Source organism: Rhodococcus sp. 077-4, assembly GCF_047782425.1.
Lineage (GTDB): Bacteria > Actinomycetota > Actinomycetes > Mycobacteriales > Mycobacteriaceae > Rhodococcoides.
In genome coordinates, this window is the sequence record NZ_JAJPWC010000002.1 from 648097 (window position 1) to 672861 (window position 24765).

Here is a 24765-nt window from a genome sequence, read left to right on the forward strand (position 1 = left end):
ACTAACCGGGTCGTCTCGCAGGCTCCACTCCGGTCACCTGGGTCATTCCGCAGGCTCCACTCCGGTCACCTGGGTCATTTCGCAGGCTCCACTCCCGCCCCCTGGGTCGTTCCGCGGGCTCCACTCCCGTTGCCTAGGCTGGTCGCGTGTCCACCTCACCCGAAAACCTCACCCCGCCTGCCACGTTTCGCTCCGCCGGGGTTCTCGTTGCAGCACAGGGCGCGGCATCGTTGGTGGCCGCATTCGTTCTGCTCGTTCGGGCGGTCTCCGGCGAAGGCGACAACACCGTCGCCAACGGATACGGCACCGCCGGATGGTTCGGCGTCCTCGGAGCCGGCGTTGCGGCCGCAGGGATCGCCCTGATTCTCGGCAAACGCTGGGGGAGAGCCATCGCCACCGTCGTGCAGCTGCTGCTTCTGCCCGTCGTGTGGTCGCTGCTGACCGGATCGCATCAAACCGTCTACGGCGTCGTTCTCGGAGTCGTGGTCGTCGCCGTCCTCGTGCTGCTGTTCAGTCCGCCGTCCTCGCAGTGGATGGCAGCCGAATACAGTGATGTCGACGACGAGCTCGGCTGAACAGGGCAGTCACCGCGCCTGGGCGGCAAGCTCGGCCAGGGCGTTCTCGGTCAACCGGAACGTCGTCCACTCGTCCTGAGGCTCCGCTCCGAGCGATCGATAGAAGCCGATGGACGGGGTGTTCCAATCCAGAACCGACCACGTCAACCGCGTGTACTCGTGAGCGACGCATTCCGCAGCCAACGCGGCGAGCAGAGCGGTTCCGAAGCCTCCGCCACGTGCGGCCGGCTGCACGTAGAGGTCCTCCAGATAGATCCCGTTGACGCCGTCCCACGTCGAGAAGTTCAAGAACCAGAGTGCGCACCCCACTACCGACCCTTCGTGCTCGGCGACGTGCGCGAATACCGACGGCTGTGCACCGAACAGCGCAGAATGCAGCTGCTCGTCTCGAACGGTGCACAGCGACGAGGACTTCTCGTAGGCGGCTAGCTCGTGAACCAGAGCGGTCATGGCCGGAACATCGGCCTCGGTGGCGCGGCGAATCATCCTTGTTCTCCTTTCGGCGCAGTTGCGGCCGTGAGTATCGATGGGTGCACGTTGTGGGCAACGAGCTGGCGAAACGAGTGCTCGAAGCCGAGCAGCGAGTACGCCGCGGGTGAAAGGGCGAAGCGTTTGCCCTCGGTGATGGGAGCCTCGGTCCAGCCGGCGATGAGTGCGCGGGAGAAGTGGCCGTGACCGACCAGAACCACGTCCCGTCCGCTCAGGAGCGGCAGCACCACCGAGAGCACCAATTCGACGCGAACGGCTATGTCGTTGATCGACTCACCACCGGGACACGGATGTGTCCACACGGTCCAGTGCGGCACGGTCTCGCGGATCTGCGGCGTCGTGATGCCTTCGTATTCGCCGTAGTCCCACTCCGACAACGCATCCCATGTCCGGTCGACCCTCAGGCCGGCGAGCTCGGCGGTTCGACGGGCTCGCTCTCGCGGGCTCGTGATCACCACGGGGTCGCGTAGGCCCAACAATTGCAGCAGTGACCCGGCTTCGACTGCCTGCTGCTCGCCGTTGTCGGTGAGCGGGACGTCGGTGTTGCCGGTGTGTTTGCCGGCAGCGGCCCATTCGGTCTCGCCGTGGCGCAGTAGGACAACTCTGCCGGCCTCGCCGCCGTGTGTGGTCATGGGAACGATCATGCCTGTCGCATGGACGTGCTCGATGTCACAGTGGCATGCAGGTGTGTCCGAAAACCCGATTGAGTCCGGACCTACCGGCCGGTTACTCTCTCCTGGATCTCGACCGTCTCAGGCGACGTAGCTCTGCCCGTCATCGTGCATTCGCTGGCCTCGTAGCTCTTTCTCACCGACTGGAGAACAATGACCGACCTGCAGAAGCCCTCGTCTTCCGGTGCGCCGGAGAAGCTCGACGGAGCGCTGTTGAAGATTGCCGGGGTAGTCGTACTCGGGGCAATCATGTCGATCCTCGATGTCACGGTCGTCAGCGTCGCGCTCCGAACGTTCACCGACGTGTTCGACACCACCTTGGCCAACGCCGCGTGGACGATGACCGGTTACACCCTGGCCCTGGCCACGGTGATACCGCTGACCGGGTGGGCCGCGGATCGGTTCGGAACCAAGCGCCTCTACATCACCGCGCTGGTGTTGTTCGTCCTCGGTTCGGTGCTGTGCAGCTTTGCCTGGGACATCACATCACTGGTCGTGTTCCGCGTCCTGCAGGGTCTCGGCGGCGGCATGCTGATGCCCCTGGGCATGACGATCATGACGCGTGCGGCGGGCCCGGAGCGCATCGGCCGCGTGATGGCCGTCCTCGGAGTCCCGATGCTCATCGGGCCCATCGCCGGGCCCATTCTCGGCGGCTGGCTGATCGACGCGGCCAGCTGGCACTGGATCTTCCTCATCAACCTGCCGATCGGCATCCTGGCCCTGATCGCGGCAGTGGTGATCTTTCCCAAGGACAATCCCACCCCGTCGGAGTCGTTCGACTTCCGCGGAATGTTGATGCTCTCACCCGGGCTCGCTCTGTTCCTCTACGGCGCATCCTCTGTCGTCGAGACCGAAACCGTACTGGCGGTCAAGGTGCTGGTTCCGGTCATCGTCGGCTTGGTGCTGATCGTTGCGTTCGTCTTTCACGCGCTGAGTGTCGAGCATCCTCTGATCGACCTGAGGCTGTTCCGAAACCGATCTCTGACGGTCGCGGTCATCACGACCACGTTCTTCATGGTCGCGTTCATGGGTGCAGGCCTGCTGTTTCCCAGCTATTTTCTGCTGCGCGGAGAGTCGACGCTGACAGCCGGGCTGCTGCTCGCGCCGCAGGGTATCGGCGCGATGATCGCGATGCCGATCGCCGGGGTGATCGCGGACAAGACCGGTCCCGGGCGAATCGTGCTGGTGGGTATGGTCCTCATCACGGCAGGTATGGCGGTGTTCACGCAGGTGGGCACCAGCACGTCGTACACCCTGCTCATCGGCGCGCTTTTCGTCATGGGCCTCGGACTGGGCTCGACGATGATGCCGATCATGACGGCCGCGCTGCAGACGCTGACCGACGAGACCGTGGCTCGCGGTTCGACGTTGATGAACATCGTTCAACAGGCCGCCGGTTCGATAGGCACCGCGTTGATGTCGGTGGTGTTGACCGCACAGCAGAAGCCGGCACTGACTGCAGGCAACCAGCTCGAAGCCTTCGATATCTCGGCCCGAGCCTTCGGAACCACGTTCATGGTCGCGTTGGTGTTGATCGTCGTCACCTTCGTCCCCGCGTTCTTCCTGCCCCGGACCAAGCACGTGACGGAGAGGGCCGTAGCGCCCATCGTGGCGCACTGACGCGCCCGAGAGATGCCGAACCCTCGCTCATCCGCTCTACGTAGGCAAGGATCAAGGCCGTGACGACAATTCTCGCGGTAGCGAACCAGAAGGGCGGCGTGGCCAAGACCACCACGGTGGCTTCGCTCGCGGCTGCGCTGCACGCTCTCGATCGACGAGTCCTGGTGGTCGATCTCGACCCGCAGGGCTGTCTGACCTTCTCGTTGGGGCACAACCCCGACAAGCTCGACTCCTCGGTCCACGAGGTGCTGACCGGGGACGCGAAGGTCGAGGACGTGCTGATCGAGACGGCGGAGGGCATCGTGCTGCTGCCTGCGACGATCGATCTGGCCGGCGCGGAAGCACTGCTACTGATGCGCGCGGGTCGTGAATTCGCACTCAAGCGTGCGCTCGCGCCGATCCTCGAGGACTTCGACGTCGTCGTGATCGATTGTCCGCCGTCGCTCGGAGTGCTGACACTCAACGGACTCACAGCCGCTCAGTCGGTGCTGGTGCCCCTGCAGTGCGAGACGCTTGCGCATCGCGGAGTCGGACAGTTGTTGCGGACGGTGTCCGAGGTCCAACAGATCACCAATCCCGATCTGGCGCTGCTCGGTGCTCTTCCCACGCTGTTCGACGCCCGCACCACCCACAGCAGGGACGTGCTCGGCGACGTCTCGGATCGTTATTCGTTGCCGGTTCTCGCGCCCCCGATCCCGCGGACCGTACGCTTCGCCGAGGCCAGCGCTTCGGGCGCGACCGTGATGTCGGGACGAAAGAACAAGGGCGCGCAGGCTTATCGAGAACTCGCCGAAAATTTGCTTGCGCACTGGGAAGACGAAGCCGAACTGAAGACCTACGATCCGGCTGGGTAGTACAGGGCGGTCAGCCCAACGCGACCACGTCCGGGCCGCGTTGTTCGACGACCACGTCGCCGATCACCGCCATCTGAATCGGACCGTCGTATTCGCCGCGGTCGACCGGGATGTCGCTCGTCGAAACACCGGTGGCGAGGTCGACCACCGAGATGCCGTCGGGCACGGGCACGAGGAGTCTGCCGGCCATGACCGCTCCACTTCCGAGTGCTCCGGGAATTCTCCAGACGGGACTCAGACTGGTGGCGTCGAGCGCCTGCACTCCTGCACCGGTGAACCAGGTGAAGACCGAACCTGCCTTCGTTGCAGGGTAATTCGGGAAATCCGGGGATGGCGTCAGGTCGGTCGGGAGGGTGAATTCGGATACCCGCGCGGCCGTGTCATCGTAGAGTCCCACTCGGTCGGGAGCGCCGTTCTCCGCCGGGATGTACAGCGCCACAACGCCTCCGGTGGCGGCGATGATTCGACCGGAAGTGGGGGCATCGGATCCGGGGACGAGCTCGGGAACAACCGTCGATCCGTATTCCTCGGGCTCACTGGCATCCTTGGGCGCAGGATTCAGCAGTGTCAACCGCGCTGCGGCTTCGTCCGGGCACTGCTCGAGTACCGCGGTACGTGAGTTCGTCGACGAGGAGGACAGCAGGGTGCATCCAGTTCTGGGCTGGCTGCTCGGGTTGACCGGGGCGTCGACCCGACCGTATTCGAGGGTGCGGACCATGTCCGAGCGCCACAGTTCCATACGGGTCTCGCCCCTGGACGTCACGTAGGTGCCGTCGGACGACAGGCGGACCGAGTCGTCGGCATCGGACGTGCGCTGCGCCGTACGTTGTCCCGTCGGCCCGTCCAGTTCGGTCACCTGAGAACACCCGCGGCCGTCGCGGTATACCGCAACCGCCGTGTTCCACGAGGAGACCACCGAGCACAGCGCGAGATCGCGTGTGTACGACCACGATTGATCACCCGACCGCGGATCTCGGCCGAGGACGGACCCCCCGTCGGCGGTCACGACCGTCGATCCGGTGACGACCGGAATCGGCGTACGCGTCGAATCCGTTGCCGCGCTCGGCGCTCGCCACAATTCGGCGAGGGCTGTGGGCACCGACGCTGCCGGCTCGGCCTGAGGCAATGGCTCCTCGGCCGGCATGGACGCGGTGCCGCGAGCATCACCGGTGAACCAGGCGATGCTCGCGGCAACCAACACCACCACCGCGATGGCGGCAGCGACGATCAGGTCGGTTCTCGTCCGACGTTCTGGAGCCAGCACGGCTGGAGATTACTCCGATGCGCTCGCAGTCGACGGCCCGGCATCTGTCGAGGATCCACTGGGGCGACGACGCCTGCGGCGGCGCGGAGCAGTCTTGGTGGCCGTGTCGGTCGGTCCCGAATCCGGTGAATCCGACTCTCCGGCAACCGAAGTCGCAGCGGTTGTGGAATCGACCGGAGTCTTGGCGGAGCCGGAGCCGGCGTCGTCCTGCCCGGCGCGAGTGCGCCGTCGACTCCGAGAGCGACGCGGCTTGCTCGGCGACGACGCGTCGGCCGGCGCTGCCGAGGGGCTCGTTTCGCTCGCGTCCTCGGACTTCTCGGGAGCGCGGGACGGGGCAGTGCGGACGGTGCCGGTGGCGTCGGTGGCGATACCGAGGTCGCTGAACAGGTGCGGCGAGCTCGAGTAGGTCTCGACCGGATCCGGCATTCCGAGATCGAGCGCCTTGTCGATCAGCTGCCAGCGGGGGATGTCGTCCCAGTCGACGAGGGTGACCGCGATGCCCGTGCGTCCTGCACGGCCGGTGCGGCCGATGCGGTGCACGTAGGTCTTCTCGTCCTCGGGGCACTGGTAGTTGATGACGTGGGTGACGTCGTCGATGTCGATACCGCGTGCTGCGACGTCGGTGGCCACCAGAACATCGATCTTGCCGGTGCGAAACGCCTTGAGGGCCTTCTCGCGCTGAACCTGGCCGAGGTCACCGTGTACGGCACCGACGGAGTAACCGCGCTCGGACAGCTCGTCGGCGACCTTCTGAGCGGTGCGCTTGGTGCGAGTGAACACCATCGTCGCGCCGCGACCCTCGGCCTTGAGGACCTTTGCGACCATCTCGACCTTGTCGAGCGCGTGTGCCCGGTAGACGTGCTGCGCGGTGCGATCGTGCACGGCCGAGGACTCCGCTTCTTCGGCGCGGATGTGAGTCGGCTGCGTCAGGAAGGTGCGGGCCAAAGTGATGATGGGTCCCGGCATCGTGGCCGAGAAGAGCATCGTCTGCCGCTTGTCGGGAACCATGCCCAGGATGCGTTCGATGTCGGGCAGGAATCCGAGATCGAGCATCTCGTCGGCCTCGTCGAGAACCAGGACCCCGACCTTGCCGAGAATCAGATGGTTCTGCTTGGCCAGATCCAGCAGTCGGCCGGGGGTGCCGACGACTACGTCGACGCCGTTCTGCAGGGCGCTGATCTGCGCCTCGTACGGACGGCCACCGTAGATGGAGAGCACCTTGACGGGTCCGTTGGCACCGCTCAGATACTTGGAGGCGTTCTCGAGGTCGGAGCTGACCTGGACGCACAGTTCACGGGTAGGCACGATCACCAGGGCGCGCGGGGTGCCGTCGAGTGGGGTGGTGCCGGAGTTGTCCGTGGCGAGCCGGTGCAGCAGGGGCACGCCGAAGCCGAAGGTCTTGCCCATTCCGGTACGTGCCTGACCGATGAGGTCGTCACCGGCGATGGCGAGCGGCAGCGTCAGCTCCTGGATGGCGAACGTGCGCTCGATGCCCATTTCGGAGAGGGCGCGAACGATGGACGCGTCCACGTTCAGTTCGGCGAACGTGGGGGGCACGTGCGTGTCGTCCAACTGCGCCGACAGCGTGGTGTCGCCGGTCTCGGATTCTTGGTCGATGACTATCTTGCTCAGGGGACTGGCCTTCCTCGTGGTCGAACGTGCGCACGAGGAAGGGCACAGGCCTATTGCCGGCCGAAGTCGATGCCCTCGATCCGATGTGATGTCGCCGTCAGCCTCAGCGCGGCCACGAACTGCGTTGTCCGCTGCGGCGAAGCTGTCGAGGCGACCCGGATCAGGTGCGCACACATTATCGATGACCATCGCGTGTGTAGTCGGTCCGTTTCATCGGTCCGCGAGCGACGGTCGAGCACCATGGTAGCTTGCCGAACGGCATTTCCCATCGTCGGCAGGTCACGGCAGGTCCGCCGCGCACCGCGACGAGGCGTCGCGCACGGGACTACGATTGCCAGCCATGGGAGCCCACTCGTCGGAGCCGTCGTCGTCCGTAGCTGCATCCACCACTCTCGTCGGGTCGGACGGGTCGACCGAACCGGCGATCGCGCACGATCACCCCGGCATCCCGGATTTGTTCGCGGTCCTCGCCTACGGAGAGATTTCCGCCTTCTATCGCCTGGCCGAGGACGCCCGGATGGCTCCGTCCATGGAGGGACGCGTCGCGCTGGCGAGCATGGCGGCTGCCGAAATGAGCCATTTCGAGACGCTGCAGCGAGCGCTGTCGGACCGCGGTCTCGACGTCTATGCGTCGATGGACCCGTTCGTTCGTGCGCTGGACGAGTACCACGAGTCGACAACTCCGTCGACGTGGTTGGAGTCGTTGGTCAAGGCGTACGTGGGCGACGGCATCGCGGCCGATTTCTACCGGCAGATCGCGCACAGTCTCCATCCGGACGTCGCGGAGATCGTTCGTGACGTGCTCGCCGAGACCGGACATTCGGAGTTCGTGGTGCACGAGGTGTCGGAACGAGTTCGGGCGAGTTCGCAGGAGAAGGCACGACTGATGCTGTGGGGGCGTCGGTTGCTCGGTGAGGCGATCACCCAGGCGCAGTTCGTGCTGGCTCGCCGTGAGTCGTTGACCGATCTCGTCATCACCGCCTCGGGAGACCTCAACGGCGTCGTCGCGCTGTTCGATCGCATGCAGGAACAGCACGCGGAACGGATGTCCTCACTCGGCCTCGACTGACCGCGGTTGCCGATGTTCGCTCTCAGCACAGGGATGCGAGCGGCTGGGGCGATCCCGCTGCACTAGCCTGGCGTGAGCAGAGTTGTCGAGAGTTCGGAGGTTGACCGTGGAGGTCAAGATCGGTGTTTCGGAGAGTTCCCGTGAGCTCGTCGTGAACAGCACGCAGTCCCCGGCCGAGGTCGAAGCGCTCGTATCGACCGCCTTCGCCGGTAAGGACGGAGTGCTGTCGTTGGAGGACGAGAAGGGACGCAAGTTCTTGATCCAGGCTTCCAAGGTGTCGTACGTCGAGATCGGTCCTTCCGATTCTCGGAAGGTCGGTTTCGCAACCACCTGAGAGCGCGCCGCGCACTACACGCCCCTCACTCGATGCGAGTGAGGGGCGTGTTGCGTTCGTCGGGCGTCGTGTTACGGGGCCTGCAGGGGAACGTGCGACAGACCGCCCCAGGCGAGCGACACGGTGGTGTCGACTGCGTCTTCTTTCGAGATCGGTCGGTCGGCTTCGAGCCAGTATCGTGCGGTGAACTGGCTGGCCCCCACCAGACCGACAGCAAGCACGCGGGCGCGATAAGGATCGAGTCCGGAGTCGTGGGCAACGAGGTCGAAGACCGCGTCGACGCACGCCTCGGTCGCCTGTTCGACACGTGCGTTGACCTGCGGGTCGCCCATCAGATCCGACTCGAAGACGAGACGGAAGCCTTGGGTGTCGGTGTCGACGAAGTCGTAGAAGGCCAGCACTGCGGCGCGAACGCGCTGCCGGTTGTCCGTGGTCGATCGCAGGGCTTGACGTACCCCTGCGATCAGGGTGTCCACGTAGCTCTGCAGCACGGCCAGGTACAGCTCGAGCTTGCCCGGGAAGTGCTGATACAGGACCGGCTTGCTCACGCCCGCGCATTCGGCGATCTCGTCCATTCCGGATGCGTGATATCCGCGGGTCACGAATATTTCGCTGGCAGCGGCGAGCAGTTGCGCCCGACGGGCATCGCGCGGCAGCCGTGCACTGCGCCGATTACCGGTGGTGGCCGGCCGGTCCGAGGACCTCCGGTCGTCGAGATCTGTCATCAATTCTGTTCCCATCGCGTCGACAACTGCGCTCGTCTTGGTTCGACAACGAGCGATTCGGCATGAACTTTCGGCGGGTGGCCGTCGGTTCGGACCGCTCGTAGCGCAGATCACCGGCAACGATACTCGTGGCCGTCGGCACTACGGGGATCCCGGGGGAGCGTCGCTCGACTCGGCATTCCCAGACTGAATCGAGCGGTTTGTTAGTACGCTGTTTCCGTACCGAAAACCCGATAGTTCCATTCGCGGTATCGGCGTGCCGAACAGCGGGCGGTGAGGATTGTGAGATCGTGATCGAGTGACTGACCGAGGCGGGCCGCGTATCCGCGGTGGTGTGCAGTCGGGCGGCGTCGACGACGAGTACGACGATCGATCGGACGACTTCCCACGCACCGTGGGCAGTCGCGGGTCGCATCAACCCCTCCGTGCGCAGTGGGATCCGACGCAACGCGAGGTCAAGGCGCGCAGTCGTCGTCCGGACCGCGACATTCGTAAGCAGAGCAAGCTGGGTAAGTTCGCGTCCACCTACGGGTGGCGGGCGTACGCGGTGCCGATTCTGATCGTGGTCACCGCGCTCGTCGTGTTCGATGCCGTGCGTACCGGTGATCCGGTCACCGGTACCGCAGCGCAGTCCACCAACGCCGATCCGGGATTCGGCACCCTCAGTTCCGACACGACGTCGGGCACCGGGGTCATCGGTGTGCCGCCGCAGGCCGACGGCAACTTCGCGGCGTCGATCTCCTCGGGTGAACTGCCGGACGGCGGTCCGTTCGCGGTGCAGGGAGCCGGGACGTGGCACACCGTGCCCGGCACATCCGAGCAGGTGGGGCAGGGGACCGAGCGGGTGTTCACCTATACGGTCGAGGTCGAGGACGGAGTGGACACTGTCGGTTTCGGTGGCGACGAGTCGTTCGGCCGCCTGGTGGATCAGACCCTGGCCAACCCCAAGAGCTGGACGAACGACCCACGGTTCGGGTTCCGTCGAATCGATCAGGGCGATCCCGATTTCCGAATTTCGTTGACGTCGCAATTGTCGATCCGGCAGGCCTGTGGCTACGACATCCAGCTCGAGGTCTCCTGCTACAACCCCGGCATCGAGCGAGTGGTGTTGAACGAGCCGAGGTGGGTGCGCGGGGCGATCTCGTTCCAGGGTGACATCGGCTCCTACCGCCAGTACCAGATCAACCACGAGGTAGGCCACGCGATCGGCTATCAGCAGCATCAGCCGTGCGAGACCGACGGTGGCCTCGCGCCGGTGATGATGCAGCAGACGTTCGGCACGTCCAACGACGACATCGCGCGACTGGATCCCGCGGGCGTGGTGCCCATGGACGGCAAGACGTGCCGGTTCAATCCGTGGCCCTACCCGCGAGGGTGATCGGGCGCAGATTAGGTTCGAACGTGTCGCGCCGGGTCATCGGCCGTCGTGTCGAGTCGAGGAGTGTCGCTGCGCCGTGGTCCACCTACCTCCGCTGGTCGAACCCGAAGGCGAACTGACGCCCGAGGACGTCGCCCGGTACAGCAGGCACCTGATCATTCCCAATGTGGGAACCGACGGTCAGAAGCGACTGCGCAACGCCCGAGTGCTCGTCGTCGGGGCCGGTGGACTGGGCTCACCCGCGCTGCTGTACCTCGCGGCCGCAGGCGTCGGGACCCTGGGCATCGTGGAATTCGACGATGTCGAACTGTCCAACCTGCAACGGCAGATCATCCACGGCCGGTCCGACGTGGGTCGTCCGAAAGCCGACAGTGCCAAGGACTCGATTCTCGAGCTCAACGACGGCGTCGAGGTGGCGCTGCATCGGGTTCGGCTCGATTCGACGAATGCGCTCGAACTGTTTCGGCAGTACGACCTCGTCCTCGACGGTACCGACAACTTCGCCACCCGGTACCTCGTCAACGACGCGGCCGCCCTGGTCGGCATCCCGTACGTGTGGGGCTCGATCTATCGGTTCGAGGGTCAGGTGTCGGTGTTCTGGGATCAGGCCCCGGGCAGTGCCGGCATCAACTATCGAGACCTGTATCCCGAGGCTCCACCGCCGGGGATGGTGCCCTCGTGCGCGGAGGGTGGGGTGCTCGGGGTTCTGTGCGCCTCGATCGGGTCGATCATGGTGACCGAGGCCATCAAGCTGATCACCGGGATCGGCGAGACGTTGCTGGGCCGACTGATGATCTACGACGCGTTGGCGATGAGCTATCGAACCGTCGGGTTGACTCGCGACCCGCAACGAACCCCGATCACCGAGTTGATCGACTACGAGGCATTCTGTGGAGTCGTCCCGGCTGCCGAATCCGTCGGCGAGTCGATCACCCCGGTGCAACTGCAGGCGATGATGCAGTCCGGCCGTGAGGTCGCTCTGATCGACGTGCGTGAGCCGGTGGAGTGGGACATCGTTCACATCGACGGTGCGCGCCTGATCCCCAAGAATCAGATCCTCTCCGGTGACGCGATGGCCGATCTGCCCCAACACGTTCCCGTCGTCCTGTACTGCAAAACCGGCATCAGGTCCGCGGAAGTGCTCGCTGCACTCGTCGGTGCCGGTTTCTCGGACGCTGCGCACCTGCAGGGCGGAATAGTGGAGTGGGCCAAGCAAATCGATCCAGGTTTGCCCATCTACTGATGCGGTGAGTGTGTGCGCGTCGTCCGCAGTGGCGCCGCGATCGGCGGTACCGTGCATTCGTGAGCTCTGTCGAACCTCCTCAGCACGTGATCTCTACGTTCGGGCTGCGCGATGTCGAGCCGTCACCTCTCGGGGCGGACTGGGACGGTGGGTGGCGTCTGGGCGACGTCGTTCTGTCTCCGGTGGCGGATCATGCCCGTGCCGCGTGGTCGGCCAAGGTTCGCGAGACGTTGACGGTGGACGGGGTTCGTCTTGCCCGCCCCGTGCGCTCCACCGACGGCCGGTACGTCGTGTCGGGTTGGCGCGCGGATACGTTCGTCGCCGGCGAGCCCGAGCCCCGTCACGACGAGGTGATCTCGTTGTCGATGCGGTTGCATGCTGCGACGGCGCAGCTCGAGCGACCCCGATTCCTGGTCCAGCCTCCCGTGGCCCCGTGGGCCGATGTGGATGTGTTCGTCGCAGCCGACCGAGCGGCGTGGGAGGCGGTCCCGCTGCGATCTGCTCGCGGAGCCGGCGCACCCGAGCCGTCGTCGAGCGATGGCAAGAGCAGTCTCGAATTGGTCAAACAGCTTGCGACACTGCGTAAACCCGTCGAGTCTCCGGACCAGCTGGTGCACGGTGACCTGTTCGGCACGGTGTTGTTCTCGGGCAGCGAAGCGCCGGGAATCAGCGACATCACCCCGTACTGGCGTCCCGCGCCGTGGGCTGCCGGAGTGGCCGTCGTGGACGCGCTGTCCTGGGGTGACGCCGACGACGGCCTCGTCGGGCGGTGGGACGATCTACCGGAGTGGCCGCAGATGTTGCTGCGCGCCTTGATCTTTCGCCTCGCAGTTCACGCCCTTCACCCCAGGTCGACGTCGGAGGCCTTCCCCGGTCTGGCACGGACGGCAGACCTGGTCCGCCTCATTCTGTGAGTTTCGCTGCGCCGGCGCCGACTTCGGCTGCACGAGCGATCGGTTCGCTGAGCTCGTGGAACAGTGATCGAGCCGCCTCGGCGGCGCGCACCGGATCACCGTCGATGACGGCGTCGACGAGGGCGGTGTGTCCGACGACGTAGTCGTCGTCGTGATCGATCGCGTGGTGGCGGATGGCGTCGTGGATGACCGGCAGCAGCGAATCGTAGAACTCCAGATAGATCGCGTTGTGGCTGGCCGCCACGATGGCGCGGTGCAGTCGCGCGTCGGTGCGAACGGCGTCCGCCAGCGGGGTCTCGCCCGACCACGCCGCGTTGCGATCCTCCAGTGCGTTCAGCATGGCGCGGATGTCCTCGTCGTTGCGTCGGTCCGCGGCGAGTGCAGCTGCGGTGACCTCGAGGGTTTCGCGAAGTTCGGTGACGTCTCGATGCCGGGCGTCCGAGAAGTACTTGCCCAGGGTGCCGCCGAGGTCGGAGCAGGTCATGACGAAGGTACCCGAACCCTGCCTGCGTTCGACCATGCCTGCGTGGACGAGCGCCTGCACCGCCTCGCGAACGGTGTTGCGGCCCGTGCCGGTCAGCTCGCACAGTTCGGGTTCGGTGGGAATGCGGGTACCGACCGGCCATCGTTGCGACGTGATCTCGTCGCGCAGTTGAGCGGTGACCTGAGAAATCAGGCTCGATCGCTGGACCTGCCGCACGTGGGCTCCTCGGACTCGGACAGTGCCGGTTCGGTGCACTGTGTCGTCGATAGTAATGCTTTGCACCCGATGATCCGGTCATCCTATGATTACACCGTGAGTGCTCCTACCATCCCCGCCCGCCGACTCGCCGGTACCTCGCTCCTGCGTGGACGAGTGCTCGTCTTCTCCGCGATCGTTCTGTCCGCTCTCACGCTGCGCGCCGCGGTGACGTCCATCAGTCCACTGTTCGGCCGGATCGGCACCGACCTGCACTTCGGGGACACCGTGATCGGCATCGTCGGGATGTTGCCGCCCGCGATGTTCGCCGTGTTCGGGCTGGCCACGCCGTTCCTGGCCAAGCGGACCGGACTCGAGCGCGCCGCGCTGCTCGCCATGGCTCTGACCACCGTCGGCATGGCCACCCGCGCGTTCGCGCCGAACACCGCGTCGTTGCTCGCGCTGTCCGCGATCGCTCTGGCAGGTATGGGTATCGGCAACGTCGTCATTCCGCCGCTGGTCAAGCGCTACTTTTCCGATCGTCTGGCCGTGGTCAGCACCATCTACATCTGCGTGATGCAGATCAGCACCATGGTCCCGCCTCTGCTCGCGGTCCCCATCGCCGACGCCCACGGTTGGCACGTCTCCATCGGCGTCTGGGCGGTGGCGGGTTTGGCTGCTGCGCTGCCGTGGCTCGGAGTGGTGATGGCACGTCGCGGCCGCGACGAGAAGGATGTCTCGGCCGAGGCCGGATCCGCCGCGGTACACGCGGAGCCCAGCGGCCGAATCCATCGATCCTCGCTGGCGTGGGGAATGGTCATGATGTTCGCGATGACGTCGCTGATCACCTACTCGATGTTGACCTGGCTGCCGACACTCCTGATCGACTCGGGCATCGGTGAGGGAGTGGCCGGTGCCTCGGTTGCGGCGTTCGGGGCGATGGGCCTGATCACGTCGTTGGCCGCGCCGACACTCTGCGCCAAGGTGCGCAATCCGTTCGGCCTCGTCCTGTTGGCCGCGGCGTGTTACCTCGGTGGCTTCTCCGGCCTCCATTGGTCGCCCTCGGCGGGGACATTGATCTGGGTCTGCCTGATCGGGCTCGGCACGATGACGTTCCCCATGTCGCTCACGTTGATCAACCTCAGGACCCGCACCGCGGTGGGCTCGTCCTCGCTGTCGGGCTTCACACAAGGGTTGGGTTACGTGGTGTCCGCCACCGGCCCCATTCTGTTCGGGATGCTGCACACCCACTCGGGCGGATGGGGACTGCCTCTCGTTCTGCTGACCGGATGTGTGACAGTGCTGCTGGTGGGAGGGTTCCTGTGCTGCCGACCGAGAATGCTCGAAGACACCTGGTGACGGTGTGGGCACCGACGTTCGATCTCACGTCGGTGCCCACAGGCGCGTGAGACCGAGTTAATCATTCGGGTCACCGGACGCAGCGCCGTTGCAACATGGCCTTCCTATCTTGGGTGCAATCACCCGATCAGGAGGCCAACACGTGACCAGCCTTTCTCGTAGCGCTTCGGCCGATGCCGGCTCAGCCACCACCTCGACGGTTCCGCCCGGAACCGTTCCCGTCTCGGTCAACCATCACATAGCGCACTGGAATTCCGAGGACGTCGAGGCCTGGGAGGCGGGCGGCAAGCAGATCGCCAAGCGCAATCTGATCTGGTCGGTCATCGCCGAACACGTCGGGTTCTCGATCTGGTCGATCTGGTCGGTGATGGTGCTGTTCATGCCGTTGTCGGTGTATGGCATCGACGCGGCCGGCAAGTTCTTCCTCGTTGCCGTCCCCACCCTCGTCGGCGCCATCCTGCGTATCCCGTACACCTTCGCGACGGCCAAGTTCGGCGGACGAAACTGGACCATCTTCAGCGCACTGGTGCTGCTGGTTCCCACCGTGCTGACGATGTACTTCATGCTCAACCCGGCGTCCTACACCACCTACATCATCGTTGCGGCATTCGCCGGAGTCGGTGGCGGCAACTTCGCCTCCTCGATGACCAACATCAACGCGTTCTATCCCCAGCGCGAAAAGGGTTGGGCACTCGGATTGAACGCAGGCGGCGGCAACATCGGCGTGCCGGTCATCCAGCTCATCGGACTACTGGTCATCGCGACCATCGGCAACACCGCCCCCGAGATCGTCTGCGGCGTGTACCTCGTCTTCATCGCGCTTGCTGCCGTCGGTGCCGCACTGTTCATGGACAACCTGGACAACCAGAAGACCAACGGCCGCTCGATGATCGATGTGTTGAAGTTCTCCGACGCGTGGTGGATCGCCTTCCTCTACATCGGCACCTTCGGATCCTTCATCGGCTTCAGCTTCGCGTTCGGTCAGGTACTGCAGATCAACTTCCTGGCCGGTCTGACCGACGGCGCGCCCGCGACGGCCGCTCAACAAGCTCAGGCCTCGCTGCATGCAGCCCAGATCGCCTTCCTCGGACCGTTGCTCGGATCTCTGTCGCGTCCGTTCGGCGGCAAGCTCGCCGACAAGATCGGCGGCGGAAAGATCACCCTGTACACGTTCGTCGCGATGATCTTCTCCACCGGAATTCTGGTTGCGGCCAGTACCTGGGACGATTCGACGCCAGGCGCTGCAAGCGGCACCGTGATGGTGCTCTTCGTCGTCGGATTCATCGCCCTCTTCCTGCTCTCGGGGCTCGGCAACGGTTCGGTCTACAAGATGATCCCCGCCATCTTCGCGGCGAAATCTCTTCAGCTGCAGGGCATGACGGTGGACGAGCAGCAGCACTGGTCGCGCAAGATGTCCGGTGCCCTCATCGGCATCGCCGGAGCGATCGGCGCGCTCGGTGGCGTGGCGATCAACCTGGTTCTGCGAGCGTCGTACTCGGGTACCGCGAAGTCCGCGACAACCGCGTTCTGGGTGTTCCTCGGCTTCTACGTCGTCTGCGCAATCGTCACCTGGGCGGTGTACCTCCGCAGAACCTCTGCCGATGCTTCGGTCGCCGTCTGAGGACGCGTCGAGAGCTTCGAAAAACATTGCACGGCAACGCAGAACGGAAGGACCCGCAATGAAGAACGCGGTAGTGGTAGGGCACGGAATGGTCGGTCACCGGTTCGTCGAAGCACTGCGTGCGCGCGACGAGGGGGCACAGTGGAAGATCACTGTCCTCTGCGAGGAGGCGCTGCCGGCATACGACCGGGTCGGCCTGTCGTCCTACGTCGGTGCTTGGGACCACAAGGAACTCGCCCTTGCGGGCAACGACTATCCCGGCGACACCCTCGTCGAGATGCGTACCGGAGTGCGCGCGGATCGCATCGACCGTGAGCGCCGCACCGTCGTCACCTCTGCCGGGGACACGGTCGAGTACGACGCCCTCGTTCTCGCCACCGGTTCCTATCCGTTCGTGCCGCCGATCACCGGACACGACCTGCCCGCGTGCTTCGTCTACCGCACCCTCGACGATCTCGACAAGATCCGGGCTCGTGCCGACGCGGCAGGACCGGGAGCTGTCGGCGTCGTCGTCGGCGGTGGCCTGCTCGGTCTCGAAGCGGCGAATGCTCTGAAGAAGATGGGCATGACGCCGCACGTCATCGAGTTCGCTCCACGGTTGATGCCGCTGCAGGTGGACGAGGGCGGCGGCGCGCTGTTGGCACGTCTGGTCACCGAGTTGGGTCTCGATGTGCATGTGGGCGTCGGCACGTCGTCGATCTCCGAGAACGACAGCGCGGGCCTGACTGTCGAACTGAGCGACGGCAGCACGATCGACGCCGCTCTTCTGGTCTTCTCCGCAGGCGTGCGGCCTCAGGATTCTCTGGCCCGCAAGAGTGGTCTCGAGGTCGGCGAGCGCGGCGGCATCATGGTCGACATCGGCTGCGGTACCTCCGATCCCGCCGTGTATGCGATCGGCGAATGCGCCGCGGTCGAGGGCCGGTGCTACGGTCTCGTCGCTCCCGGATATTCGACGGCCGAGGTGGTCGCCGACCGATTGCTCGGCGGCGCAGCAGAATTCCCGGGCGCAGACATGTCCACCAAGCTCAAGCTCATGGGCGTGGACGTCGCGAGCTTCGGCGACGCGATGGCGGCCACACCCGGCGCACTCGAGGTGGTCTTCAGCGACGCGCCCAAGGGCACGTACGCCAAACTCGTGGTGACCGACGACGCGAAAACCCTGCTCGGCGGCATCCTCGTCGGCGACGCCTCCGCGTACTCGCTGCTACGGCCGCTCGTCGGTCGGGAGCTGCCCGGCGATCCGGGCGCTCTGATCTCTCCGGCGGCCGAGCAGGTCGGTATCGGTGCTCTTCCCGACGACGCCGAGATCTGCTCGTGCAACGGAGTCACCAAGGGTGCCATCTGCTCGGCCATCGCCGACGGAGCCTGCGATCTGGCGGCCGTGAAGAGCTGCACCACCGCAGGCACCACCTGTGGCGGATGCCTACCCTCGATCAAGTCACTGCTGGCGGCGTCCGGCGTCGTGCTCTCGAAGTCGTTGTGCGAGCACTTCTCTCAATCGAGGGCGGAATTGTTCGAGATCGTTCGGGCCACGAACACCCGCACCTTCTCCGCGCTCATCGCCAAGTACGGCAAGGGAACCGGCTGCGACATCTGCAAGCCCGTCGTGGCGTCGATCCTCGCGTCGACGTCCTCGGATCACATTCTCGACGGCGAGCAAGCGTCGCTACAGGACACCAACGATCACTTCCTGGCCAACATCCAGAAGAACGGCACGTATTCGGTGGTGCCGCGGATGCCGGGCGGCGAGTGCACGCCCGAGCAGCTCATCGTCATCGGCGAGGTCGCCCGCGATTTCGGGCTGTACACCAAGGTGACCGGAGGGCAGCGCATCGACATGTTCGGTGCCCGCGTCGAGCAGTTGCCTGCAATCTGGAAGCGCCTGGTCGACGCCGGAATGGAATCGGGTCAGGCGTACGGAAAGTCGCTGCGAACGGTCAAGAGCTGCGTCGGGTCCACCTGGTGCCGCTACGGCGTGCAGGACTCGGTGGGTATGGCGGTGGACCTCGAGAACCGCTACAGAGGTCTTCGGTCGCCGCACAAGATCAAGTTCGGCGTCTCGGGCTGTGCGCGTGAGTGCGCCGAGGCCCGTGGCAAGGACGTCGGCATCATCGCGACCGAGGGTGGTTGGAATCTGTACGTCGGCGGCAACGGTGGGCAGTCGCCCAAGCATGCTCAACTGCTCGCCTCCAATCTCGACGACGCCACGCTGGTCAGCTACATCGACCGCTACCTCATGTTCTACGTGCGCACCGCAGACCGACTGCAGCGCACCGCGCCGTGGCTCGAATCGCTCGACGGGGGACTGGACCACCTCAAAGCCGTCGTCTGCGAGGACAGTCTCGGTATCGGTGCCGAGCTCGAAGCAGACATGGACCGTCATGTCGCCGGCTACAAGGACGAATGGGCCGGTGTGCTCGAGGACGACGAGAAGCTCGGTCGTTTCGTGTCGTTCGTCAACGCTCCGGACGAGGCAGACCCCACCATCGCCTTCGACGAGTCCGGGGCCCGCAAGATCCCCGTTCTGATGGGAATGCCGCGTTTCGGGGCCTAGAAGCAGGGCCTGACAACTGTCCGGTCACGAAAATGAGTGCATGTGCACAGGTGGGTAATCGCCGCTTAACGGGCCAGAAACACGAGCAGCGTCAAATAGCTGACCAGGAGGTACGCCATGACTGTCATCGATTCACTCACTTCGGTACCGAACGATCTTTCGCGAGACTGGACCCCGGCCTGCACACTCGACGCGCTCATTCCGGGTCGGGGAGTGGCGGTGCTCCTGCGCGGCGGCACCCAAGCGGCGTTGTTCCTGCTCGACGACGGGCGGCTGTTCGCGGTGGGTAACGTCGATCCGTACGGGCGCGCGGCAGTGATGTCCCGCGGTCTTGTGGGGGATCGTCGGGGCGAACCCACCGTCGCATCGCCGTTGCTCAAGCAGGTCTTCTCTCTCGTGGACGGACGCTGTCTCGACGACGAGAACGTCACCCTGGGGTCGTTCGAGGTCTCCTGCGTAGAAGGCGTCGTGCTCGTCCGCGGCGGTTCTACGTGAGCGAAATCGCCGGGGCTGGAACGCCTCTGGCCGGGTTCACCGTCGGGATCACCGCGTCGCGTCGGGCCGAGGAGTTCGCAACCTTGCTCGAGCGGCGCGGAGCCACCGTCATGCATGCCCCCGCAATCCGCATCATTCCACTCGCCGACGACGCCGAACTCGAACGCGTCACCGCCGCGATCATCGCCCATCCGCCCGAAATAACCGTCGCCACAACAGGAATCGGATTTCGCGGTTGGATCGAGGCGGCGGATGGGTGGGGGCAAGCAGAAGAGCTCGGTCGAGCACTCGGCGCATCTCGCCTCCTGGCCCGCGGCCCCAAGGCGAAAGGTGCCATCCGGGCAGCGGACCTGCGTGAGGAATGGTCGCCCGCATCCGAGTCCTCCGCGGAGGTACTCGAACACCTGCTCGCCGAGGGGGTCGACGGCAAGCGAATCGCAGTGCAACTGCACGGAGCCACCACCGAATGGGAACCGGTACCGGACTTCTGCGAGGTGCTGCGCTGCGCCGGAGCCGAAGTGGTGCCGGTGCCCGTGTACCGCTGGACCGCGCCCGACGACCAGAGTCCGATGGACCGCATGATCGAAGCCGTCATCGTCGGCGATCTCGACGCCATCAGCTTCACTTCGGCACCTGCGGTGGCGTCGATGCTGATGCGGGCCGACGAGAACGGGGTGCTCGAACCGCTGTTGCAGTCGATGCGATCCCGGGTGTTGCCGGTGTGCGTCGGACCGGTCACCGCTGCGCCTCTCGAACAACTCGATGTGGCCACGACCCAGCCGGCGCGAGCTCGATTGGGCGCACTGGCGCGTCACATCGCCGAAGAACTGCCGAGGCGAACCGGTCGACTGCACGCGGGCGGACACGTGGTCAGTGTCCGCGGCAAGTGTGTGGTGGTCGACGGTGAAGTGCGCCCGGTCTCGCCCGCGGGCATGGCGTTGATGAAGACCTTGGCCCGCAATCCCGGACGCGTCGTCTCCCGAGAAGACCTGTTGGCGTCGTTGCCCGGCGGGGGCGGCGACACCCACGCGGTGGAAACGGCGATGACGAGACTGCGATCCTCTCTCGGCGCACCGAAGGCAATCCAGACCGTCGTCAAGCGGGGCTACCGCATCGCTCTCGATCACGTCGAGGCCGAATCCGATTGCGACACCGATGAACCGGCCGCAGGCGTGGCCGTCGTAGAAGGGGGAAAGTACTGATGACACCCACTCTGGTGTTGGTCGCCCACGGCACTCGAAACCCGCGAGGAGTCGAGATGATCGCCGCGCTCGCCGATGCCGTATCTGCTCGGGTCGGTACCACCCGCGTGGCCTTCGTCGACGTACTCGGGCCCTCTCCGGCCGAGGTGTTGCGCGACACTCCCGAGTCGGCGGTCGTCGTTCCTGCCTTCCTGGCATCGGGCTATCACGTTCACACCGATGTGCCCCGAGAAATCGCCGACAGTGCCCATTCGTCGGTCGCGGTCACTCGCGCGCTCGGGCCGGACCCTGTACTTGCCCAGGTCATGGTGGACCGTCTACGCGAAGCAGGGTGGCAGGCAGGCGATTCCATCGTGTTCGCCGCCGCAGGTTCCTCCGACCCTCGCGCTCTGCAAGAACACCGTCGCGCTGCAGCGATGCTGGCCGAGGCCGCACGTGTGCCGGTGCGCATCGGGTACGTCGCCACCAGTACGCCCACCGTGTCCGACGCCGTGTCGGACCTGCGAGCGGCCGGACACGAGCGCGTGTTCGTGGCGTCGTACCTGTTGGCGCGCGGGCTCTTCCACAATCGCTTGAGCGACGCGGGTTCCGACGGCGTCGGTGCACCACTGGGAGTGCATCCCGCTATCGTCGATCTCGTGATTTCGCGCTACCGCGAGGGCATTCGGTCCCTCGGCGATCGAGCTATGGATACGGCAGCGGAAGAATTGTCACCGGCTCGTCGGCGCTGATCTCGGCCGGAACCAACGCCAGCGCCTCGCGGCCGACCAGGTGAGCCAAATGCGCGGTGCGGACCCGGGTATCGGCTTGCCACCGCGTGCCGTCCACGGTGACGGGGACGATGCGCGGAGTCGCGGAGCGAACCTCGGCAGCGTTCGACAACAGACCCAGCTGCGGAGGGCGCGGCGCTCTACCGGTCAGCGCGTCGACGATCGCGGGCGCGGTGAGCATCGCGGTACCGACGGCCGCCAGCGGGTTGCCGGGTAGGCCGAGCACCGCTGTACCGTCGGGCAGCGCCGCGGTGATCTGAGACCCTCCGGGTCGCACGCGCATTCGTCCGACGACGGTCTCTGCATCGACCGCTGCGAGTGCGGCGCGGAGCTGATCGGCCGCCCCTCCTCCTGTGGCCCCCACGACGATGATCACGTCCACGTCCTCGGTGGAAGTCAGCACGTCTCGAAAACCCGTTGCAGAGTCGTCGAGCAGCATCACGTCGACGACGCTGACGCCGCAGTGCGCCAGATACTGCGGCAACACCGATCCGAGAACGTCCCTGGTCTCTCCGGGGGCGAGTGGGCCGGTGGATCGAATTTCGTTGCCGCTGATGACTATTCGTCCACGCACCGGGCCGCGAACCGCTATCTCGTACACCTCTGCGCTCGCGGCCAGTGATCGTACTGCGGCACCGATCGGGGTGCCCGCAGCGACGAGTTCGGTACCGGGCAACCAATCCTCACCGCGTCGACGCGTGTCGTCGGACTCGGCCGCCGTGGACATTCGATGCAGCGAACCGTCGGCGTCGCGGGTCATGTGTTCGTCGCGCACCACCGACGTCGCGCCGGGCGGAAGCGCAGCACCGGTCGCGATGCGGACTGCCGTTCCTTCGCCGAGTCGGGCTACGTCGGAGCTTCCGGCGTATGCGATGTCGGTCCGCAGCGTCCACGGTCCGGTGCCGCAGACGGCGTAACCGTCCATCGCGGAGATGTCGACGGCAGGCAGCGCAGCTCCGGCCACGAGCGATTCCGCAAGCACGGTTCCGACGCTGTCCGACAACGACACTCGGTGGATCGGAAGGGGCCTGAGTCGACTGCGAATCCGCTCGAGTGCGTCGGCCACCTCGAACGTCGCCGACGGCTGCGCGGCGAGGCGGGCGGCGAGGAGATCGGCCGGGGTGTCGCAATCCTCGATTCCCGATACGTCGAGCACGAGATGATCGGCCGGGACGATCCTGCGCATCGGCGCGCCTGTCGTCGAATCCAGCTGTGCCACAGCGGAGCGCAACGCAGATTTCTGCCAGATGCCCAACAAGAATTGGGTGCGGCCCTCACGGTCGCGGGCGAAGACCGCATCGGTCTGCGAGTGCGATACCGAATCGATCAGAGACTCGATCGTCGCGGAGTCGAGAAGCGGAATGTCCGAGGCAACGACGACCACCAGATCCGTCGAATCCTTCGAATCTGCACTGTCGTCGAGAGATCGCAATCCCGCGGCGAGGGCCGCGACGGGTCCACCGCCCGCGGGAGACTCGCGGGTCTGCACCACGTTCTCGGGCATTCCGGTGCGAGTGGGGCCCACCAGAATTGTTCTGCGGCAGTTCGATACTGCGTCCACGGCGATGTCGACCATCCGACGTCCGCCGACGGTCAGAGCAGGTTTGTCGACCGTCTGCGCCGAATTCGCGTGCTCCGGATCGACCATCCTCGATCCGCGACCGCCGGCCAGGACGATCGCATCGCAGACCGGTCGCGTCGCGTCGGGGGCCGTTGTCATGTCGGCAGAGTCATGTCGGGAGGGGCACGTTCTGTAGCCGAACCTGCCCGCGCGCAATGGTCTTGCCACTGTCGGCGGCTGTGACGGTGACCAACCACAGTTGCTGAACGCGGCCCTGCTGCAACGGTTCTGCGACTACGTCGACGCGACCACCCTTGCTGGCGCGCAGAAAGTCGGTGCCGTTGTGTACGCCTACCGCGAACTCACCGCGATCCTTGACCGCCTCGCTGGCACCGATACTGGCGGCGCTCTCGACGGCGGTGGTGTAGACCCCGCCGTGGACGACGCCCCACGGAGTGAAGTGCTCGGCCGTCAAGTCGATGTGCCCAGCGACCCTGGTGCCCGAGACCTCGTCGACCACCAGACCGGCGGAAGCGACGAAGGTGCTCGCCTTGGACAGTGCGAACTTCGCGGTGTTGCGTAAATCGAACTGCCCGAGCCCGTCTCCGATGTTCATTCTCCGAGATTAGTGGTCGGTACAGGCGGCGTCGGGAGCGCCCCGAAGTCGAATCGAATCGACGCCAGCGGTACGCGGCCGTCGGTTATCCGTACGCCCTCGCTGCGCAGCGTCTCGAGCTGCCGCGCGGCCAGATGCGGGGCGGGCCTACCGCTCGCTCCGAGCACCCGATGCCACGGCAGGTCGGCAGAATCGGTTCGCATGATCCAGCCCACGATGCGCGCACTCGACAGGTCTGCGGCGGCGGCGATGTCCCCGTACGTGGCAACCGACCCCGGGGGAATGGACGCGACCAGAGCGCGGACTTTCTCGACCTGGGCTTCGGTGATCGGGGCCATCTAGAGCACGGATCGCACCAGCTCGGCCACCTCGACCGGCTTGGCCTGACCGACCATGTGGTTGCAGTCCAGCTCGACGGTGCGGAGGTTCTCGCCGAGCTTGTCGCGCAGAGCCGACAGGAATTCGGTGGTGACATAAGGAGGTTGGACGCGCATGGCCTGCACCACGATGGTGGGGACACTCTCGGCGGGCACCACGAGCGGACGCGCCAGCTCGCCCCACGTCGCGACGATGGCCGGAACGGACAGTCGCCAGGCGACCTTGCCGCCGTCGACCGGAACCAGATGATCGGCGACCTCGCGGTCGAGAAGCTCGGTGGGCACGTCGGCCCACGCCCCGTGAATCTTTTCCGAGCGAGCTTCGTCGGCGTCGGTGTAATCGGGGAACTTGAACGTCGCCTCCGCTACGTCGAGCAGCTCCTCGGGCGGAAGTTCGATCGCGGGATCGAGCAGCACCAGCGCGCGCACCACCTCGGGGAACCGATGCGCCAGGTGGACGGCCAACGCGCCGCCGTACGAATGGCCGACAACCACCACGGGACCACGCGCATGGGCGTCGAGCACGGATTTCAGGGCGTTGACCTGAGCGTCGATGTCCCAGGGCGGCGTGTACGGGGAATGCCCGTGACCGATCAGATCGGGCGCCAGGATCCGGGCCTCGGGGAGGTGGTTCTCGGCAAGATCCCACCACCGGGCCCCGTGGCCGGTGACACCGTGAACGGCAAGGATTTCGGGACCGTCTGCGGGTCCGAACGTATGTAGATTCAACTCGGGCACGTCGACCACTATGCCGCATATCGGG

General features: G+C 65.6%; 24 protein-coding genes. 14 read left to right on the forward strand and 10 right to left on the reverse strand.

The features are described from left to right. Positions 1-146: 146 nt before the first annotated feature. The gene (locus ACNEOT_RS12265; protein WP_415974307.1) at positions 147-575 is read left to right on the forward strand and encodes a hypothetical protein; all 429 of its coding nucleotides are present in this window, start codon (positions 147-149) and stop codon (positions 573-575) included. A 9-nt stretch (positions 576-584) separates the two neighbouring features. On the opposite strand, the gene ACNEOT_RS12270 is transcribed toward ACNEOT_RS12265, so the two are convergent. Then, complete coding sequence (locus ACNEOT_RS12270) at positions 585-1061, reverse strand: GNAT family N-acetyltransferase (protein WP_415974308.1); 477 nt, start codon at positions 1059-1061, stop codon at positions 585-587. Beyond that, entirely contained in the window at positions 1058-1696 is a 639-nt protein-coding gene (locus ACNEOT_RS12275; RefSeq protein WP_415974309.1) for an acid phosphatase, read from the reverse strand. The genes ACNEOT_RS12270 and ACNEOT_RS12275 overlap by 4 nt, the downstream gene beginning before the upstream one ends. A gap of 192 nt (positions 1697-1888) precedes the next feature. On the opposite strand from ACNEOT_RS12275, the gene ACNEOT_RS12280 reads away from it, so the two are divergent. Both ACNEOT_RS12280 and ACNEOT_RS12285 read left to right on the forward strand, forming a co-directional pair. Beyond that, on the forward strand, positions 1889-3355 hold the full coding sequence (locus ACNEOT_RS12280; RefSeq protein ID WP_415974310.1) for a DHA2 family efflux MFS transporter permease subunit: 1467 nt from the start codon (positions 1889-1891) through the stop codon (positions 3353-3355). A gap of 59 nt (positions 3356-3414) precedes the next feature. Further along, positions 3415-4209 carry a ParA family protein gene (locus ACNEOT_RS12285; RefSeq protein ID WP_415974311.1) on the forward strand — a complete coding sequence of 265 codons (795 nt, stop codon included), beginning with the start codon at positions 3415-3417 and terminating at the stop codon, positions 4207-4209. Between the two features lie 10 nt (positions 4210-4219). Here the strand turns inward: ACNEOT_RS12285 and ACNEOT_RS12290 are convergent, their stop codons facing one another. Beyond that, positions 4220-5473 (reverse strand): hypothetical protein, encoded by a 1254-nt coding sequence (locus ACNEOT_RS12290; protein WP_415974312.1) that lies wholly within the window; start codon positions 5471-5473, stop codon positions 4220-4222. Positions 5474-5482: 9 nt separating this feature from the next. Beyond that, a complete protein-coding gene (locus ACNEOT_RS12295; protein WP_415974313.1) occupies positions 5483-7294 on the reverse strand; it encodes a DEAD/DEAH box helicase in 1812 nt (603 codons plus the stop codon). A gap of 151 nt (positions 7295-7445) precedes the next feature. On the opposite strand from ACNEOT_RS12295, the gene ACNEOT_RS12300 reads away from it, so the two are divergent. Beyond that, positions 7446-8174, forward strand: coding sequence for a ferritin-like fold-containing protein (locus ACNEOT_RS12300; protein WP_415974314.1), 729 nt, complete (start codon positions 7446-7448; stop codon positions 8172-8174). A 106-nt stretch (positions 8175-8280) separates the two neighbouring features. Beyond that, complete coding sequence (locus tag ACNEOT_RS12305) at positions 8281-8508, forward strand: DUF3107 domain-containing protein (protein WP_415974315.1); 228 nt, start codon at positions 8281-8283, stop codon at positions 8506-8508. A gap of 71 nt (positions 8509-8579) precedes the next feature. Here the strand turns inward: ACNEOT_RS12305 and ACNEOT_RS12310 are convergent, their stop codons facing one another. Continuing rightward, entirely contained in the window at positions 8580-9233 is a 654-nt protein-coding gene (locus ACNEOT_RS12310; RefSeq protein ID WP_121872522.1) for a TetR/AcrR family transcriptional regulator, read from the reverse strand. 298 nt (positions 9234-9531) lie between these two features. Between ACNEOT_RS12310 and ACNEOT_RS12315 the strand changes: the two genes are divergently transcribed. From ACNEOT_RS12315 to ACNEOT_RS12325, 3 genes are all read left to right on the forward strand, one after another. After that, complete coding sequence (locus ACNEOT_RS12315) at positions 9532-10611, forward strand: DUF3152 domain-containing protein (RefSeq protein ID WP_415974316.1); 1080 nt, start codon at positions 9532-9534, stop codon at positions 10609-10611. Positions 10612-10687: 76 nt separating this feature from the next. Continuing rightward, on the forward strand, positions 10688-11854 hold the full coding sequence (gene moeZ, locus ACNEOT_RS12320; protein WP_415974317.1) for an adenylyltransferase/sulfurtransferase MoeZ: 1167 nt from the start codon (positions 10688-10690) through the stop codon (positions 11852-11854). 59 nt (positions 11855-11913) lie between these two features. Next, on the forward strand, positions 11914-12768 hold the full coding sequence (locus ACNEOT_RS12325) for a TIGR02569 family protein (protein WP_415974318.1): 855 nt from the start codon (positions 11914-11916) through the stop codon (positions 12766-12768). Here the strand turns inward: ACNEOT_RS12325 and ACNEOT_RS12330 are convergent. Further along, entirely contained in the window at positions 12758-13468 is a 711-nt protein-coding gene (locus ACNEOT_RS12330; protein ID WP_415974319.1) for a FadR/GntR family transcriptional regulator, read from the reverse strand. The genes ACNEOT_RS12325 and ACNEOT_RS12330 overlap by 11 nt on opposite strands. Before the next feature lie 96 nt (positions 13469-13564). Between ACNEOT_RS12330 and ACNEOT_RS12335 the strand changes: the two genes are divergently transcribed. The 6 genes from ACNEOT_RS12335 (at position 13565) to ACNEOT_RS12360 (ending at position 21409) form a co-directional block, all read left to right on the forward strand. Beyond that, complete coding sequence (locus ACNEOT_RS12335; protein WP_415974320.1) at positions 13565-14806, forward strand: MFS transporter; 1242 nt, start codon at positions 13565-13567, stop codon at positions 14804-14806. Positions 14807-15044: 238 nt separating this feature from the next. After that, entirely contained in the window at positions 15045-16427 is a 1383-nt protein-coding gene (locus tag ACNEOT_RS12340) for a nitrate/nitrite transporter (RefSeq protein WP_415975112.1), read from the forward strand. Between the two features lie 58 nt (positions 16428-16485). Further along, on the forward strand, positions 16486-18981 hold the full coding sequence (gene nirB, locus ACNEOT_RS12345; protein WP_415974321.1) for a nitrite reductase large subunit NirB: 2496 nt from the start codon (positions 16486-16488) through the stop codon (positions 18979-18981). A 117-nt stretch (positions 18982-19098) separates the two neighbouring features. Further along, positions 19099-19476 (forward strand): nitrite reductase small subunit NirD, encoded by a 378-nt coding sequence (nirD, locus tag ACNEOT_RS12350; protein WP_415974322.1) that lies wholly within the window; start codon positions 19099-19101, stop codon positions 19474-19476. Then, positions 19473-20678 carry a uroporphyrinogen-III synthase gene (locus tag ACNEOT_RS12355; protein WP_415974324.1) on the forward strand — a complete coding sequence of 402 codons (1206 nt, stop codon included), beginning with the start codon at positions 19473-19475 and terminating at the stop codon, positions 20676-20678. Before nirD ends, ACNEOT_RS12355 begins: the two co-directional genes overlap by 4 nt. Then, a complete protein-coding gene (locus ACNEOT_RS12360; RefSeq protein ID WP_415974326.1) occupies positions 20678-21409 on the forward strand; it encodes a sirohydrochlorin chelatase in 732 nt (243 codons plus the stop codon). The genes ACNEOT_RS12355 and ACNEOT_RS12360 overlap by 1 nt, the downstream gene beginning before the upstream one ends. Here the strand turns inward: ACNEOT_RS12360 and ACNEOT_RS12365 are convergent. The 4 genes from ACNEOT_RS12365 to ACNEOT_RS12380 are packed head-to-tail and all read right to left on the reverse strand — an operon-like array spanning position 21363 to position 24749. Continuing rightward, positions 21363-23168, reverse strand: a complete 1806-nt coding sequence (locus tag ACNEOT_RS12365; RefSeq protein ID WP_415974328.1) for an NTP transferase domain-containing protein — start codon at positions 23166-23168, stop codon at positions 21363-21365. The genes ACNEOT_RS12360 and ACNEOT_RS12365 overlap by 47 nt on opposite strands. 10 nt (positions 23169-23178) lie before the next feature. Beyond that, positions 23179-23625, reverse strand: coding sequence for a PaaI family thioesterase (locus ACNEOT_RS12370; RefSeq protein ID WP_415974330.1), 447 nt, complete (start codon positions 23623-23625; stop codon positions 23179-23181). Beyond that, positions 23622-23963 (reverse strand): MGMT family protein, encoded by a 342-nt coding sequence (locus ACNEOT_RS12375; RefSeq protein WP_415974332.1) that lies wholly within the window; start codon positions 23961-23963, stop codon positions 23622-23624. Before ACNEOT_RS12375 ends, ACNEOT_RS12370 begins: the two co-directional genes overlap by 4 nt. Next, the gene (locus ACNEOT_RS12380) at positions 23964-24749 is read right to left on the reverse strand and encodes an alpha/beta hydrolase (protein WP_415974334.1); all 786 of its coding nucleotides are present in this window, start codon (positions 24747-24749) and stop codon (positions 23964-23966) included. Positions 24750-24765 lie beyond the last annotated feature (16 nt).